General features: G+C 57.4%; 19 protein-coding genes. 12 read left to right on the top strand and 7 right to left on the bottom strand.

Annotated features, from left to right (window positions below; translation table 11 throughout):
• Positions 1–24 precede the first annotated feature (24 nt).
• From ubiE to WF513_RS01530, 9 genes are all read left to right on the top strand, one after another.
• Positions 25–795, top strand: coding sequence for a bifunctional demethylmenaquinone methyltransferase/2-methoxy-6-polyprenyl-1,4-benzoquinol methylase UbiE (gene ubiE / locus WF513_RS01570; protein WP_339081007.1), 771 nt, complete (start codon positions 25–27; stop codon positions 793–795).
• Positions 795–1,412, top strand: coding sequence for an SCP2 sterol-binding domain-containing protein (locus WF513_RS01565; RefSeq protein WP_339081006.1), 618 nt, complete (start codon positions 795–797; stop codon positions 1,410–1,412). The genes ubiE and WF513_RS01565 overlap by 1 nt, the downstream gene beginning before the upstream one ends.
• Complete coding sequence (gene ubiB / locus WF513_RS01560) at positions 1,409–2,998, top strand: ubiquinone biosynthesis regulatory protein kinase UbiB (protein ID WP_339081005.1); 1,590 nt, start codon at positions 1,409–1,411, stop codon at positions 2,996–2,998. The genes WF513_RS01565 and ubiB overlap by 4 nt, the downstream gene beginning before the upstream one ends.
• A 67-nt stretch (positions 2,999–3,065) precedes the next feature.
• Entirely contained in the window at positions 3,066–3,467 is a 402-nt protein-coding gene (gene hisI, locus WF513_RS01555) for a phosphoribosyl-AMP cyclohydrolase (protein ID WP_339081004.1), read from the top strand.
• Between the two features lie 7 nt (positions 3,468–3,474).
• The gene (locus WF513_RS01550; RefSeq protein WP_339081003.1) at positions 3,475–3,807 is read left to right on the top strand and encodes a phosphoribosyl-ATP diphosphatase; all 333 of its coding nucleotides are present in this window, start codon (positions 3,475–3,477) and stop codon (positions 3,805–3,807) included.
• A gap of 27 nt (positions 3,808–3,834) precedes the next feature.
• Positions 3,835–4,065, top strand: a complete 231-nt coding sequence (tatA, locus tag WF513_RS01545; protein ID WP_339081002.1) for a twin-arginine translocase TatA/TatE family subunit — start codon at positions 3,835–3,837, stop codon at positions 4,063–4,065.
• Between the two features lie 3 nt (positions 4,066–4,068).
• Complete coding sequence (gene tatB / locus WF513_RS01540; RefSeq protein WP_339081001.1) at positions 4,069–4,437, top strand: Sec-independent protein translocase protein TatB; 369 nt, start codon at positions 4,069–4,071, stop codon at positions 4,435–4,437.
• The gene (gene tatC, locus WF513_RS01535; RefSeq protein WP_339081000.1) at positions 4,434–5,237 is read left to right on the top strand and encodes a twin-arginine translocase subunit TatC; all 804 of its coding nucleotides are present in this window, start codon (positions 4,434–4,436) and stop codon (positions 5,235–5,237) included. The genes tatB and tatC overlap by 4 nt, the downstream gene beginning before the upstream one ends.
• Complete coding sequence (locus WF513_RS01530) at positions 5,234–5,941, top strand: 16S rRNA (uracil(1498)-N(3))-methyltransferase (RefSeq protein ID WP_339080999.1); 708 nt, start codon at positions 5,234–5,236, stop codon at positions 5,939–5,941. The genes tatC and WF513_RS01530 overlap by 4 nt, the downstream gene beginning before the upstream one ends.
• Positions 5,942–6,027: 86 nt before the next feature.
• On the opposite strand, the gene WF513_RS01525 is transcribed toward WF513_RS01530, so the two are convergent.
• Positions 6,028–6,522 (bottom strand): helix-turn-helix domain-containing protein, encoded by a 495-nt coding sequence (locus WF513_RS01525; RefSeq protein WP_339080998.1) that lies wholly within the window; start codon positions 6,520–6,522, stop codon positions 6,028–6,030.
• A gap of 99 nt (positions 6,523–6,621) precedes the next feature.
• Here WF513_RS01525 and WF513_RS01520 point away from each other — a divergent pair, with 99 nt between their 5' ends.
• The gene (locus WF513_RS01520) at positions 6,622–7,350 is read left to right on the top strand and encodes an SDR family oxidoreductase (protein ID WP_339080997.1); all 729 of its coding nucleotides are present in this window, start codon (positions 6,622–6,624) and stop codon (positions 7,348–7,350) included.
• Between the two features lie 39 nt (positions 7,351–7,389).
• A complete protein-coding gene (locus WF513_RS01515) occupies positions 7,390–7,977 on the top strand; it encodes a 2-hydroxychromene-2-carboxylate isomerase (RefSeq protein WP_339080996.1) in 588 nt (195 codons plus the stop codon).
• A 7-nt stretch (positions 7,978–7,984) separates the two neighbouring features.
• Here the strand turns inward: WF513_RS01515 and dtd are convergent, their stop codons facing one another.
• Both dtd and pip read right to left on the bottom strand, forming a co-directional pair.
• Entirely contained in the window at positions 7,985–8,422 is a 438-nt protein-coding gene (dtd, locus tag WF513_RS01510) for a D-aminoacyl-tRNA deacylase (protein WP_339080995.1), read from the bottom strand.
• Positions 8,419–9,390, bottom strand: coding sequence for a prolyl aminopeptidase (pip, locus tag WF513_RS01505; RefSeq protein ID WP_339080994.1), 972 nt, complete (start codon positions 9,388–9,390; stop codon positions 8,419–8,421). Before pip ends, dtd begins: the two co-directional genes overlap by 4 nt.
• Positions 9,391–9,490: 100 nt before the next feature.
• Here pip and WF513_RS01500 point away from each other — a divergent pair, with 100 nt between their 5' ends.
• Positions 9,491–9,925: a hypothetical protein gene (locus WF513_RS01500; RefSeq protein WP_339080992.1), complete on the top strand. Its 435-nt coding sequence runs from the start codon at positions 9,491–9,493 to the stop codon at positions 9,923–9,925.
• 39 nt (positions 9,926–9,964) lie between these two features.
• Here the strand turns inward: WF513_RS01500 and WF513_RS01495 are convergent, their stop codons facing one another.
• The 4 genes from WF513_RS01495 to WF513_RS01480 form a co-directional block, all read right to left on the bottom strand.
• Complete coding sequence (locus WF513_RS01495) at positions 9,965–11,911, bottom strand: autotransporter domain-containing protein (RefSeq protein WP_339080990.1); 1,947 nt, start codon at positions 11,909–11,911, stop codon at positions 9,965–9,967.
• A 216-nt stretch (positions 11,912–12,127) separates the two neighbouring features.
• Positions 12,128–12,685 (bottom strand): lipocalin family protein, encoded by a 558-nt coding sequence (locus WF513_RS01490; RefSeq protein ID WP_339080989.1) that lies wholly within the window; start codon positions 12,683–12,685, stop codon positions 12,128–12,130.
• Positions 12,685–12,939, bottom strand: a complete 255-nt coding sequence (gene bamE, locus WF513_RS01485; protein WP_339080988.1) for an outer membrane protein assembly factor BamE — start codon at positions 12,937–12,939, stop codon at positions 12,685–12,687. The genes WF513_RS01490 and bamE overlap by 1 nt, the downstream gene beginning before the upstream one ends.
• Before the next feature lie 301 nt (positions 12,940–13,240).
• Positions 13,241–14,248: a class 1 fructose-bisphosphatase gene (locus WF513_RS01480; protein ID WP_339080987.1), complete on the bottom strand. Its 1,008-nt coding sequence runs from the start codon at positions 14,246–14,248 to the stop codon at positions 13,241–13,243.
• Between the last annotated feature and the right edge of the window lie 523 nt (positions 14,249–14,771).

Below are 14,771 nucleotides of genomic sequence, written 5' to 3'. Positions count from 1 at the left end.
CCTCGGTGTTTTAGGAAGGGCACGATGAACGATCCGCGTAACAGCAGCGACAGCGAACCCACCACACATTTTGGTTTCCAGAATGTGCCAGAAAGCCAAAAGGCGGAAAAAGTTGCCGAGGTTTTCCACTCAGTGGCCGCCAAATACGACCTGATGAATGATGTGCTGTCCGGTGGCATGCACCGTTTATGGAAGCGCTTCACCATCGAACTGTCCGGCGTGCGCAGCGGCAACCGGGTGCTGGATATCGCGGGCGGCACCGGCGATCTAACGCGCAAATTCTCCAGCCTGGTCGGCCCAACGGGCGAAGTGGTGCTGGCAGACATTAACGAGTCGATGCTGCGCGTCGGCCGCGACCGTCTGCTCGATAAAGGCGTGGCAGGCAATGTCAGCTTTGTTCAGGCGGATGCAGAAAAACTGCCGTTCCCGGACAACCACTTTGACGTGGTGACCATCGCCTTCGGCCTGCGCAATGTGACGCATAAAGAAGACGCCATCCGCTCGATGCTGCGGGTGCTCAAACCCGGTGGTCGCCTGCTGGTGCTGGAGTTCTCCAAACCCTCCAACCCGATGCTGTCGAAGTTCTACGACGCCTACTCATTCAAATTTATGCCGCTGGCCGGCAAGCTGATCACTAACGACGCTGAAAGCTACCGCTACCTGGCTGAGTCGATCCGCATGCACCCGGATCAGGACACCCTAAAAGCGATGATGGTTGAAGCCGGTTTTGAGCGCGTGACCTATCACAACATGACCGGTGGCATCGTCGCCCTGCACCGCGGCATCAAACCCTGATGATCCTCACTGGGCTGTTGGCCGGGGTCGAACTCGGCCTCAATCGCGTGCTGGCCATGGACAGCACCGCACTGCCACGCCTGGCAAGCCTGAATGGCCGGGTGATCGCGGTGGAGTGTGTTGCACCGAATTTACAGCTGTTTATCCTGCCCAACGCCACAGGCCTGCAACTGGCTGCGCAATGGGCCGGGGAGGCGGATTGTCGGCTGCGTGCGCCGGCTGCCAGCTTGCTGCGCTTGGCCACCAGCAGCGATAAAACCAGCGTTCTACACAGCGCCGACGTCAGCCTGGAGGGCGACAGCACCGCCCTGCTGGCGCTTGCCAGCATCCTGCAAGACTTGGAGCTGGACTGGGAATACGAACTGTCGCGCTGGCTCGGCCCGGTTGGCAGCCAGTTGCTCGGCGGTCATTTGCGCAGCCGCGCTGGCTGGACCCGTCAGGCTCTCGACAGCCTGCACTTGAACCTAGCTGATTACCTCAGTGAAGAATCCCGCAGCCTGGTTGGCCAGCGTGAAGCCGATGCGCGCTTCGCCGAATTGGACCACCTGAAGCTGTCTCTCGATCGACTCGACGCGCGCATCGAGCGCATCGCCCAACGCCATAAGCCCACCGCATGAAGCTGCTTGCCGTTCGTCGTTTGTTTCGCATCCTGCGAGTCGTGATTCGCTACCGGCTGGATGATTATTTATTCGCCCTAGCGCTGCCCTTGTGGGCGCGCATGCTGCGCCACGCCCTGCCTTGGCGTTGGCTGCCAAGGCGCAGCCTTGATTTGTCACGCGGCGAGCGCCTACGTTTGGCCCTGGAAGCGCTGGGGCCGATTTTTATTAAATTCGGCCAACTGCTTTCCACCCGCCGCGACCTGTTGCCGGCGGATATTGCTGATGAACTGGCCAAGCTGCAGGATCGAGTCCCACCCTTCGATCCTGCCGAGGCCCAGGCGCTGATCGAGAGCCAACTCGGCGCCAAGGTCGGCGACGCTTTTGCCCGTTTTGACATGCAGCCATTGGCGTCGGCATCTATCGCTCAGGTTCATACGGCGCAGCTGAAAAGCGGCGAAGAGGTGGTGGTCAAGGTTATTCGTCCCGGCCTTAGGCCGGTGATAAAGCAAGACATTGCCTGGCTGTTCCTGCTGGCCAAAATGGCCGAGCGCGCCTCTGCTGATGCCCGCCGACTGCGCCCGATGGAGGTGGTCAGCGATTACGAGAAAACCATCTACGACGAGCTCGACCTGCTGCGTGAAGCGGCCAATGCCAGCCAGCTGCGACGCAACTTCGAAGGGTCGCCATTGCTTTATGTGCCCCAGGTTTACTGGGACCTGTGCCGGCCGAAAGTGCTGGTGATGGAGCGTATTTACGGTATTCAAGTCACCGACATGGCGACCCTCGCTGACCAACGTACCGACATGAAACTGCTGGCCGAACGCGGTGTGGAAATCTTCTTCACCCAGGTGTTTCGCGACAGCTTCTTTCACGCTGACATGCACCCCGGCAATATTTTCGTCAGCACGCGCACGCCCTGGAACCCGCAATATATCGCCATTGACTGCGGCATCATCGGCAGCCTCACCGCCGAAGATCAAGACTACCTGGCGCGTAACCTGCTGGCCTTCTTCAAACGCGATTACCGCCGCGTGGCGCAGTTGCACATTGACTCCGGCTGGGTGCCCGCAGAAACCAAGATTAATGACTTCGAGGCCGCGATCCGCACCGTGTGCGAACCGATTTTCGAGAAGCCGCTAAAAGACATCTCCTTCGGTCAAGTGCTGCTGCGCCTGTTCCAAACCGCACGGCGCTTCAATATGGAAGTGCAGCCGCAGCTGGTTCTGCTGCAAAAAACCCTATTGAATATTGAAGGCTTGGGTCGCCAGCTGTATCCCGACCTTGACCTGTGGAGCACTGCGCAACCCTTCCTTGAGCGCTGGATGCGTGAGCGCGTGAGCCCCTTGAGCCTGCTGCGCAACCTGCAATTGCAGGCCGAGCAAGTGCCGCACCTGTCACAAATCGCCCGCGAAACGCTGGAGCGCCTGAACCAGCAACCCACTCAACGCCAGCAACAGCCTGCAGTGGATCATCGGTGGCCGGCGCGCTTGCTAGGCGCAGCGCTGATTGCGGGAGCGGTGACGCAAGGGTTAGTCATCAGCCTGATCGCCTGGCCGAGCTGGCTGATGCTTGCAGGTGGTCTCTACCTGGTGTTGCGCCGATAGCCACACCGCAAGCCCGCTGGCACACTAGCCCCATGAATTATGCAGCCCCACACGGGCGGAACTCGCAATGACCGACTGGCTCGACGAAATCAACTGGAATAACGACGGGTTAGTCCCGGCAATCGCCCAAGATCACCTAACCGGCCGCGTGCTGATGATGGCGTGGATGAACCGTGAAGCCCTGGCGTTGACCGCAAGTGAGCAGCGCGCCATCTATTGGTCACGCTCACGCAGCAAACTCTGGCGCAAGGGCGAAGAGTCTGGTCACGTGCAGAAGCTGCACGAACTGCGCTTAGATTGCGACGCCGATGTGGTCATCCTAATGGTCGAGCAAATGGGCGGTATTGCCTGCCACACCGGTCGCGAAAGCTGTTTCTACCGGGTCTATGAAAACGCCGAATGGAAAACTGTCGACGCCGTGATTAAAGACCCGCATGCCATCTATAACGCAGGCAACAAGCATGAGTAATGCGCGCATGACTGATACCCTGAGCCGCCTCGCCGACGTGCTAGAGTCGCGTAAGGGCGCGGCTCCCGACAGCTCTTATGTCGCCAGCCTGTACCATAAAGGCCTGAACAAAATTCTCGAAAAAGTCGGTGAGGAGTCGGTGGAAACCATCCTCGCCGCCAAAGACGCCGCCATCAGCGGTGACTGCAGCGATGTCATTTACGAAACTGCCGACCTGTGGTTCCACAGCCTGATCATGCTCGCCGCTCTCGGTCAGCACCCACAGGCTGTTCTCGACGAACTGGATCGACGTTTCGGCTTGTCCGGCCACGCTGAAAAAGCGGCGCGCCCCAACAACTGATCACTCACTTACTACGGAGTACGCATCATGGGATTCGGTGGCATAAGCATTTGGCAACTTCTAATAGTTCTGCTGATCGTGGTCATGTTGTTCGGCACCAAGCGCATTAAAAGCCTCGGTTCTGATTTAGGTGATGCCATCAAGGGCTTCAAAAAATCCATGGGCAGCGAAGAAGACAAACCTGCCGTGGAAGAACCCAAAGGTCAGACCATCGACGCTCAGGCGCGCAAGGTCGAAGAGCCGGCGAAGAAAGACTAAGCCATGTTTGATATCGGTTTTACCGAGCTGTTGCTGGTCGGCATCGTTGCCTTGCTTGTGCTTGGGCCCGACCGTCTGCCTGGTGCCGTGCGCACGGCCGGTTTATGGATAGGCCGGATCAAGCGCAGCTTCAGCGCGATAAAGGCTGAAGTTGAGCGCGAGATCGGTGCTGATGAAATTCGGCGTCAACTGCACAACGAACAGATTCTCGATCTTGAGCGGGAAATGAACGCGATGAAGCAAACCCTCACCGCACCGCTTAGCACCCTCAATCCGTCCAGCACTGCTGCCGCGCCTGCAACTGAGCCCACACCAGCAACTGCCGCAGAACCCACCCCAAGTTCCAGCCAGGATAAAACCCCGCAGCCATGAGCCAACGACCGGACAGCGATCAGGAAATGCCCCTGATCTCCCACCTGACCGAACTGCGCACACGTCTGCTGCGTATTATTGGTTCCGTTTTGCTGCTATTTGCCGGGCTGTTCTATTTTTCCCAGGACATCTACGCACTGGTTGCGGCGCCGTTGCGCGCCTATTTGCCAGAGGGCGCGACGATGATCGCCACGGGCGTGGCCTCGCCCTTCCTCACACCGTTCAAGCTGACGCTAATGGTCGCGCTGTTTATGGCCATCCCGATCATCCTGCACCAGATCTGGGGCTTTATCGCGCCGGGGCTGTACAAGCATGAGAAGCGCATTGCCGTACCGCTGCTGATTTCCAGCATTCTGCTGTTCTACGCCGGCATGGCCTTTGCCTACTTTGTGGTGTTCCCGATCATGTTTGGCTTCTTCGCCAGCGTGACACCGGAAGGCGTGGCGATGATGACCGACATCGGTCAGTACCTAGACTTCGTCCTGACCCTATTTTTTGCCTTCGGCGTCGCCTTCGAGATCCCGATTGCCACGTTCTTGTTGATTTGGGTCGGGGTGGTTGATGTCGCCACCCTGCGCAAAAGTCGGCCTTATGTGATTGTCGGCTGCTTTGTGGTGGGCATGGTGTTGACGCCACCGGACGTGTTCTCGCAAACCTTGCTGGCCCTACCGATGTGGCTTTTGTTCGAAGCAGGCCTGTTGTGCGGCAGCATGGTTAAACGTCGTGCCGAACAGGATGCAACGGCTGCAGCGGACAACGCAGAGACGCCCAACGATCAGCCGCCTGCCGCGCAACCGTGAACTTACTGCTACTCGAAGACAGCGATTTTATCGCTGCGGACCGCGTACGGCTTAGCGGTCGCCGGCTTAAGCACCTTCTGGAAGTCCACCGCGCTGCAGTCGGTGACAGTCTGCGAGTTGGCCACCTCAACGGCCTAATGGGCAGCGGTCAGTTGCTGCGACTGGATGCCGAACAGGCTGAACTGTCGGTGCTGCTCAATCAGCCCCCGCCTGCCAAACTGCCGCTCACCCTGCTGCTGGCCCTGCCCCGGCCGAAAATGCTGCGCCGTGTGCTGCAAACCGTCAGCGCCATGGGCGTGCATAAGCTGATTTTGCTCAATAGCTATCGGGTAGAGAAAAGCTTCTGGCAAACGCCCTTTCTTGAACCGGTGGCGATTCGCGAACAGCTTATTCTCGGTTTGGAACAAGCCCGCGACACCGTGCTGCCCGAGGTCATCATTGAGAAACGCTTCAAACCGTTTGTCGAAGACCTGCTGCCCGGCATCGCTGCCGGCACCCTCGGCCTAACCGGTCATCCCGGTGATTACCCAGCCTGTCCGCGAGCCGTGGAGCAGCCCGTCACCTTGGCCATCGGCCCGGAAGGCGGCTGGATTGCCTACGAAGTGGAGAAACTGCAAGAGGCCGGTCTACAACCCGTGCAGCTAGGCGAGCGCATTCTGCGGGTAGAAACGGCAGTCCCGGTCTTGCTGGCGCGCTTGTTTTAACGAGGCATTTCTGACCCGTAAGGGGGATGGCGCCGTATCCATCCACCAAGCCGCGATGGTGGACGGGAGAAGCATCATCCACCATCCTACAATGCCTGCTCTTCGTGCCAATGCGCGGGCAATAACTGCCCCTTAAGCGCTGGCGCTTCTTCCAGCGCCACATCCCGCGCCTGCAAAGGTTCACCACACTCCGAGCACACCAGCACTCCGTGCATCGCCTTGCCGCAACCGCGATGGATGTGACGGATCGGCGCGCCTTCTGCGCCACTCATATGACGATCGCCCCAATTCACCAGCGCCAACACTGCCGGGTAAAGGTCAAAGCCTTTAGCGGTCAGCCGATACTCCTCACGCGGCGGTCGCTGCTGATAGGCCACTTTGTCCAGCACACCCGCCTCCACCAGTTTTTTCAACCGATCGGCCAGGACATGTCGGGTAATACCCAAGCGCTTTTCAAACGCGTCGAAACGACGAATACCAAGAAAACTCTCGCGTAGCACCAGTAAGGTCCAACGATCGCCCACCACCGACAAGGTGCGGGACAGCGAGCAGGGCTGCTGCTCCAAATCTTCCCAACGCATGAGGTTATCTCCAAAAGTGATGGCTCACCATAGCTTGACAGGTTCCAAAATGGAACCGACTATCAGCCAGGTTCCAAAATAGAACTGATGGAGAATGCAATGACCGAACGCAAAGCAATTCTGGTAGTAGGAGCTGGTGATGCCACCGGCGGCGCCATCGCCAAACGTTTCGCCCGCGAGGGCTATGTCGCCTGTGTGGCACGCCGCAACGCCGAAAAACTAGAGTCCCTAGTGGCCGAAATTGAAGCCGCAGGTGGCAATGCGCGAGCCTTTGGCTGCGATGCACGCGTAGAGGAACAGGTGGTCGAGATGTTCGCCACCATCGAACGCGAAGTCGGCCCGCTGCACGCAGTGGTGTTCAATATCGGCGCCAACGTGCAGTTCTCCATCACAGAGACCACTGAGCGGGTTTATCGCAAGGTCTGGGAAATGGCCGCCCTTTCTGGCTTCCTCACAGGTCGTGAAGCTGCCAAGGTCATGCTGCCGCGCGGGAAAGGCACGATTATTTTTACCGGTGCAACCGCCTCGCTGCGGGGCAGCGCCAAATTCTGCGCCTTCGCCAGCGCCAAGTTTGCCTTACGCGCCCTTGCCCAAAGCATGGCTCGCGAACTGGGCCCCGAGGGCATTCATGTCGCTCACCCGATCATCGATGGCGCCATCGACACGGCGTTTATTCGCGACACCTTTCCAAAGCTGTGCGAACGTAAAGAACAGGACGGCATCCTCAACCCCGAACACATTGCCGATACCTACTGGCAGATTCACTGCCAGCCTCGCGACTGCTGGGTGCATGAAATGGATTTACGTCCCTGGACGGAAAAGTTCTAGAGCCCGCCACTGACCTCAAACCTGACAAGAAGGCACATCATGAGCAAGACCGTAGAGTTCTTTTTCGATTTTGGCAGCCCTGCTAGCTACCTGGCTTGGACTCAACTTCCGCGCATTGCCGAACAAAACGGTGCACAGATCATCTGGAAACCCATGCTACTGGGCGCTGTATTCAAGGCTGCGGGTAATCAATCTCCGGTGATGATTCCGAGCAAGGGCCGCTGGATGCTGCAAGATCTGGCTCGCTTCGCCGCGCGTTATAGCGCCACCATGCAGTTCAACCCGAGCTTCCCAATCAACACCCTGATCGTGATGCGCGGCGCGGCAGGCTACCAAGGCGGTGAGCGCTTCGAGCATTATGTGAAAACCATATTCGAGGCGTTGTGGGTGCAGCAGAAGAACCTCGGCAAACCTGAAGTGATCGCGGAAGTGCTGAGCGCCGCTGGTTTCGACCCTGTCGAGTTCGAGCGGTTGATCAACGATGAAACGGTCAAAGAACGCCTCAAGGCCACCACCGAAGAAGCCATCAAGCGCGGCGTATTTGGTGCACCGACCTTCTTTGTAGACGATGAAATGCACTTCGGTCAGGATCGCCTGGACTTTGTCGCCGAGGCATTAAGCCGTTAACTGTGGCTCAACTTTCTAGCAGAAAGGTCACCGGCCCGTCGTTGATCAGATGCACCCGCATATCAGCCCCGAACTGGCCGGTGGCGACCCGCGGGTGCTTGCTGCGGGCTTGCATCACCAACAAATCAAACAGCTCAGCGCCTAATATCGGTGGCGCGGCGCTGGAAAAACTCGGACGCAGGCCGCTCTTGGTATCGGCCGCTAGGGTGAACTGTGAAACCAATAACAGGCCACCGCTGATATCACTCAGCGATAGATTCATCTTGCCGGCCGCGTCGCTGAACACTCGGTAATTGAGCAGCTTGTGCAGGGTCTTTTCCACGCTAGCAGGCGTGTCGTGCGGCTCGACACCCACCAGCGCCAGCAAGCCCTGATCAATCGCACCGACCACTTCGCCTGCTACCTCAACCCGGGCACTGCGTACCCGTTGAATCAATGCCTTCATGCTTCATCCGGGGCCAAGTTGAGCAGGCGATGTGCTAATTCGTCGGCAGCGCGCACCAAGGCATCGGCAATGCCGCATTCTGCGGCAGAGTGTCCGGCGTCGCGAATGATCTGCAGCTCACTGTTTGGCCAGGCTTTGTGCAGCGCCCATGCGTTGTCCAGCGGGCAGATCACATCATAGCGACCGTGCACGATGACCCCCGGCAGGTGGGCGATTTTAGGCATATCGCGCAACAGCTGATCGGTTTCAAGGAAGGCGTTATTCACAAAGTAATGGCACTCAATACGCGCAATCGACAGCGCGCGGTGGCTGTCCGCAAACCGCTCGACCACCTGCGGGTTGGGCCGCAGCGTGGCGGTGCGTCCCTCCCAGGTCGACCATGCCTTGGCGGCATGCATTTGCGCGATTTGGTCTGAGCCGGTCAGGCGCTTGTAGAAGGCCTGAACCAAATCACCGCGCTCATTCGCAGGAATAGGCGCCAGATAATCTTCCCAATAATCCGGGAACAAACGGCTGGCCCCGGCCTGATAAAACCAGCTGATCTCCTGCGGGCGGCAGAGAAAAATACCGCGCAAAATCAACCCATGCACCCGCTCGGGATGCCCTTGGGCATAGGCCAAGGCCAAGGTCGAACCCCAAGAGCCACCAAACAGCACCCACTTATCAATGCCTAAGTGTTCGCGAATCTGCTCCATGTCGGCAATCAGCGCTTGGGTGGTGTTGTTTTCCAAGCTGGCGTGAGGGGTGGAGCGGCCACAGCCACGCTGGTCGAAGGTGACAATCCGGTAAAGGTTGGGATCGAAATAACGTCGGCTGGCCGCGTCACACCCGGCCCCAGGCCCGCCATGAATAAACACCACGGGCAGGCCATCCGGCGAACCACTTTCGTCGACATACAGCACATGCGGCGCCTGTACCGCCAGCTGATGACGAGCGTAGGGTTTAATCTCCGGATACAAGGTTTGCATGGCATGCTCCTGACTGATGCTTAACGCTAACGCTTTACGCAGCTTAACTGCAGCCACTTAACGCCCGTTGGGCATCATAACCATGAAACCGGAGTTGAGCATGCCAACACGACTATTTGCCTTGGCTTTCCTGCTTTTTTGCACCCTACTCGCCGGCTGCGGCGGCAAGGATGACCCACAGGCAGCGCTGGAAGCAGCCGTGCAACGATTGCAGGACAACGTGGAAGCGAAGAACAACAGCGCGGTACACGAGCAACTGCATCCGCAGTTTTCGGCACAAGATGAGTTTGATCGCGAGTGGGCGCAGCGCACGATGTTGCTGTTGTTTATGCGCCACAAAAACATCAGGGTGCTGGCCTTGAGCAAGAACAGCCACCTCGACACCACCTACCGCGAGAAAGGCCATACCGAGGCCCGAGTCACCCTAACTGGCGCCGAAAGCCTGATCCCCAACAGCGCACTCCACTTCAGCGTAAAAATGGAGTGGTGGCTGGAAGGCGGTGAGTGGCAGTTGGCGCGATTGGGTTGGGAGTAAGCCACCCATAGAAGCTATGGGTGGCTGTAACTTAAGGCGTTACAAATCCCAGCTAAGGCCAAAATTGACGCCATGCTGACGATCCGTAGTGCCACGGAAGTTATAGCTAGCGTTCAGTTTCACCGCATTACCAAGCACATGCTGCACACCGAGGTTAAGCAACGTCTGCCCACTGGCAGGCGTATGGCCTTGCAGCTCAAAGGTATTGTCCGCTACCGAATTAAGCCCCATGCGCAGGGAGCGCTGGTCATCCTCAAACTCACGTTCGCGGGCGATCTCACCAAATAGCTGGGTGGCTGGGGTTAATTGGTAATTAGCCTGAAGGCCCACACCTAAGCGCTTACTGTCACGCTGCTGGTCTTCAAAATTCAAAGACGTTGAGCTTGATCCGCTCTCGCGATAACCATCGACATCAACCCGAGCGTAATCTGCGCTAACGAACGGGCTTACGCGCCAGCCAGTATCCGCATTGGCTAGGTCATAACCTAGGCGCCCGGACAGTGCCCAGAGCTGTCCATCGGTCTCCCCTTTTTCGCTGCGCTGAGCAATACCCAGATCGAACTGACGGTTCAGGTCACTGAAGTCCAACTGACCAACGCTGACGCTGGCATCGGCCCACACTCGATTATTTTGGTATTGACCGAAGGCACTCAGCAGATAGCTGCGCAGGTCGTATTCCGAGTCCGCTTCACCGAGTTCTAAGCGTTGCTCCTGCAGCCCCAGCGCCACACCCACGCGCCAGTTTTGATCCAAACGGTAGCTGCCGCCAAAATTCACCCCAAGGCCCTGGCCGTCGCCACTGGCCGTGGCAGCACCCTCCTCAAACTGCTGACGCTGACCGCTGGCGGCAACAAAGCTGCGCCACTGGCCTGCGTTCTGCCAAGCACCGCGATCAGCTTGCCACTCACTGCGCAGCTGCTGCTGATGGCCATTGAGACTGGCCATGGCCATTTCCGGGAGCAGCGACACCTGCCAAGGCGCGGAAAGAATCGAGTAAATATAGTCAGCGCTTATTTGCTGTACCGCACCGGTGGGGTGAACGCCATCGTTAAACATCAAACGATCTGGATTGGGCGACGTGCCGCCAATACCCCAAGTCGGGTCGGCTGTGCAACCGTCCCCATTGAAGCAGACATCTGTCTGTACTACCAAAGGGTCAAAACCGAAGGCCGCTAAGTCACTTTTAACTTCGTCCAAAAGGCCGCGAACATTAAGGCGGATAACGTTACCGCCCAAGGCAGAAAGCTGGATACCCAACTCGGTGTTAAACAATCCTGAATTATTCGAATAAGCACTGCGGGCGCCTAGAGGTAACCCGAACAGCGGGAGAGGAAAAAGTCCTCTCGGAGTCAAACCAACATCTGGCAAGTCAGAAACTATAATAGTTCGCGCACCTGCCTGCTGGAGTGCGCGCACACCTGCGACTAAATCAGCGACTGCAGTTGCAGCGCTAGCCTGATCGGTGACGACAAACTGCAGCACATCATTACCGCCGCCATTGATATAGAAGACTGCATTAGGATCGACACGCGGCACATCCACTAGGTAGCCGTTTCGGGTACGAATATTACCGCCACCAGCATCGACTACTGAGCCATTGACCGCGGTGATAGATGCAAGAATCTGATCCGTTCGATACCCGCCAACGGCATAGTTAGTTCCGTCAGGATTACCGGTCAGTATCTGCGGCAATAATGGTGTCGAGGGCAGAGCCTGTAGGCCCAACATTGAAGCAAGTCGTTGGGTTGAAACTGCATCAAAATATTCAGTGTTATTGGCTAAGTAATTGGGCCCTGTACGATTGGTGAATCGGACGCCGCCAGTGGGGTTGCCACCCAGCAGAGGGCTACCTAAATCAGGGAATTGCCCGCTATCACTCAGCGAATCACCAAAAATAATCAGCTGGGAGTAGGGCATGGCTTGAGTGGTGGTCGACAAGCTGGCCATTAGCACAGCGGCTGCCAATACTTTTAGAGAGTGCTGCATCCGTACACCTTTATTTTTATGGTTTTAAAAACTAGAAAGGATAGTAGTGAGATGCGGCACTTATCTCGCTCACCCAAACGGGTGATGGCGAGCGTTATTGATGAAACGAATAACCCTAAAACGACCTGTGGATAATTTTAATGCATGGCCTCGCAGTCAGCCAAATTCGCGCCTCCAACTGCACAGCACTGTATCTGAGTGCTGACTGGGTTAACGCTACTTAGCCATCTGGCTATCGGCCTGCCGCCAGATCAACTCACGGGTGTCATAGCCACGCCTACGCGCTTCTTCGAGCAGGGTGGTGCGGTTTTGTGCACTGATTTGCTGATCGCGCGTCAACAACCAAAGGTACTGACGATTAGGATGGCCAACCAACGCGGTTTGGTAGTCGTCATCCAAGTAAAGCACCCAGTACTCGCCCTTGGTCAGCCCCGGCAGCAGGTCACTTACCCAGTTGTCGAACTGGACCCAAAGCTTGTTGGTTTCACCCGGAACTTGAGGCATGGCCTGACCCTGTACTTGTTGCACGTCACCCTCAAGCGTTCGGCAGCGGTTGGTTACGCCAATCGCGCCATCTTCTTGCAGCGTATAAATAGCTTCGGACTGTGCACAATTGCGCTGGAAGAACATCGGCAAGCGCGCCTGTTCGTACCAAGTACCTTGATAGCGCTGCAGATCGACCTTATCCACAGTCTTCGGTGGGGTAACGCCTGTGCCGGAGTTGGCACAGCCAACCAGCACTGCCGCTGCGGCTACTGCCGCGAGCAGGCGCATTACTTGAGCCCCTTTCCGGAGAACATCAAAACTTGGTCATTGGCATATTGCACGCTGATGAAACGCTGTCCGTCACCCCAGGTGCAACTGGACATGCCTAACGCACCGGCACATTCAGCAGGCTTACCGAGCAAGCCCTCGACGTCACCTTTGCTCATACCCGGTTTGAGTTGGGCGTAATTATCCTGGCTGATCTTGTTGCAGGCAGCCAACAGCAGACAAGCAGCGAGAAGTGCAACGACACGCAGAGACATAGGGAAACTCCTGAGAAAATGACCATGCTTAGCTGAGCATAGCAATGCCGAGCTTGCCGGGTTCGACGCTAGAAACGTGTGCTGGGTTCCGGCGCAAATTAAGATTGCTCAGTATTTAAACTGCGCCCGAACCCCTGCGGAATATGGCGAGTACGGGGCAATAGCCGGCTGATGCGCTCGGCGTGAATCGGCCAATGGCCAAGCAACACGAAGAGCGGATTATTCTTGCGGCCCGAACGGCAAACAGAAAAGCCGAGCGACTGGCTGCCCTTGCGGCAGCCGTCGTACCGGGCAACGGCGGTCAGTCGCGGTGGTAGGCGCTGATGCGCAGCACCTCTTCTTTAGAACCAAGGAAGACCGCAACGCGCTGGTGCAGTGAGGTCGGCTGAATATCAAGGATGCGCTGAGTGCCGTTGGTGGCCACACCGCCGGCCTGCTCGATGATCATCGCCATCGGGTTAGCCTCGTACATCAGGCGTAGCTTGCCCGGCATTGCAGGGTCACGGCTGTCACGCGGATACATAAACACACCGCCACGGGTAAGGATACGGTGCACATCGGCGACCATAGCCGCGACCCAGCGCATATTGAAGTTCTTACCCAACGGGCCTGCTTCGCCTGCCAACAGCTCGCTAACGTAACGTTGCACTGGTGCTTCCCAGTGGCGTTGGTTGGACATGTTGATGGCGAATTCCTTGGTCGCTTCGGGCACTTTGATGTCATCGTGGGTCAGCACAAAACTGCCCAACTCGCGGTCAAGAGTGAACCCCTTAACGCCATCACCGAGGGTCAACATCAGCATGGTTTGCGGGCCATAAATCGCATAGCCGGCCGCAACCTGCTCGGTGCCCGGCTGCAAGAAGGCTTCTTCGCCCAAGTCACCTTCATCACCATTGCGCTCAGGGCAACGCAACACCGAGAAGATAGTGCCAACTGATACGTTAACGTCAATGTTGCTGGAGCCATCCAGCGGGTCGAATACCAACAGGTAAGCACCTTTGGGGTACTTACCGGGAATCTGATAGGCATTGTCCATTTCTTCTGAGGCCATGCCGGCCAAGTGACCGCCCCATTCGTTTGCTTCGAGCAGGATTTCATTGGAAATCACGTCGAGCTTTTTCTGCACCTCGCCCTGTACGTTTTCGGTGCCCATACTGCCTAGCACGCCGCCCAATGCGCCTTTGGATACCTGATGGCTGATTTCCTTACAGGCCCGTGCGACCACTTCGATAAGGAAACGCAGATCGGCTGGCGTGTTATTGCTGCGGGTCTGCTCGATCAGGTAACGGCTAAGGGTAACGCGAGACATGGACGGCTCCGGAGGGATTGAAATCGAGCGCAGTCTACCCCTTTAACGGGCGCAACGCCCTAGCACTGGATAGAAGGACGGTCACGCTAACGCACACGGCGGCTCAGACTCTGCAACACCCATGATTTCGACCCTCACGCTTAGCCCAATTGAGCGCCGCATCAGCCATTGCTAGCTCGCCGGAAAAAACCATCCAAGTCGAGGCGGTTGCTCAGCCCGATAAGCAGGCCGCACAGCGCCTACTCTTGCCGCTGCCGATTCAGACGGGTTGCTGGGCAAGCGCCCCTCGCTTAAGACCAAGGCTGAGGCCAGCTTCAATTCACTGAGATGACGCTGAGTGGCATCACGCCGTTAAAGCATTTGCCCCAGCTTCAGAGTGCAGCGCTATGGCGCGAATGCGCACTTCGAAAGAACGTGCAGAATTAACCAGTCAAATAGCCGCATTCCTTACCTGCAACTGCTTAGACCAACCAGCTTCAGCACTGTCAGCGTTAGCCTCAATCACGCGCAATTACGCATCCAT

The sequence above is a fragment of the Pseudomonas sp. TMP9 genome, from assembly GCF_037943105.1.
GTDB lineage: Bacteria > Pseudomonadota > Gammaproteobacteria > Pseudomonadales > Pseudomonadaceae > Aquipseudomonas.
Note: the sequence above shows the minus strand (reverse complement) of the source record. Positions and strands in the feature narration are given on the sequence as shown.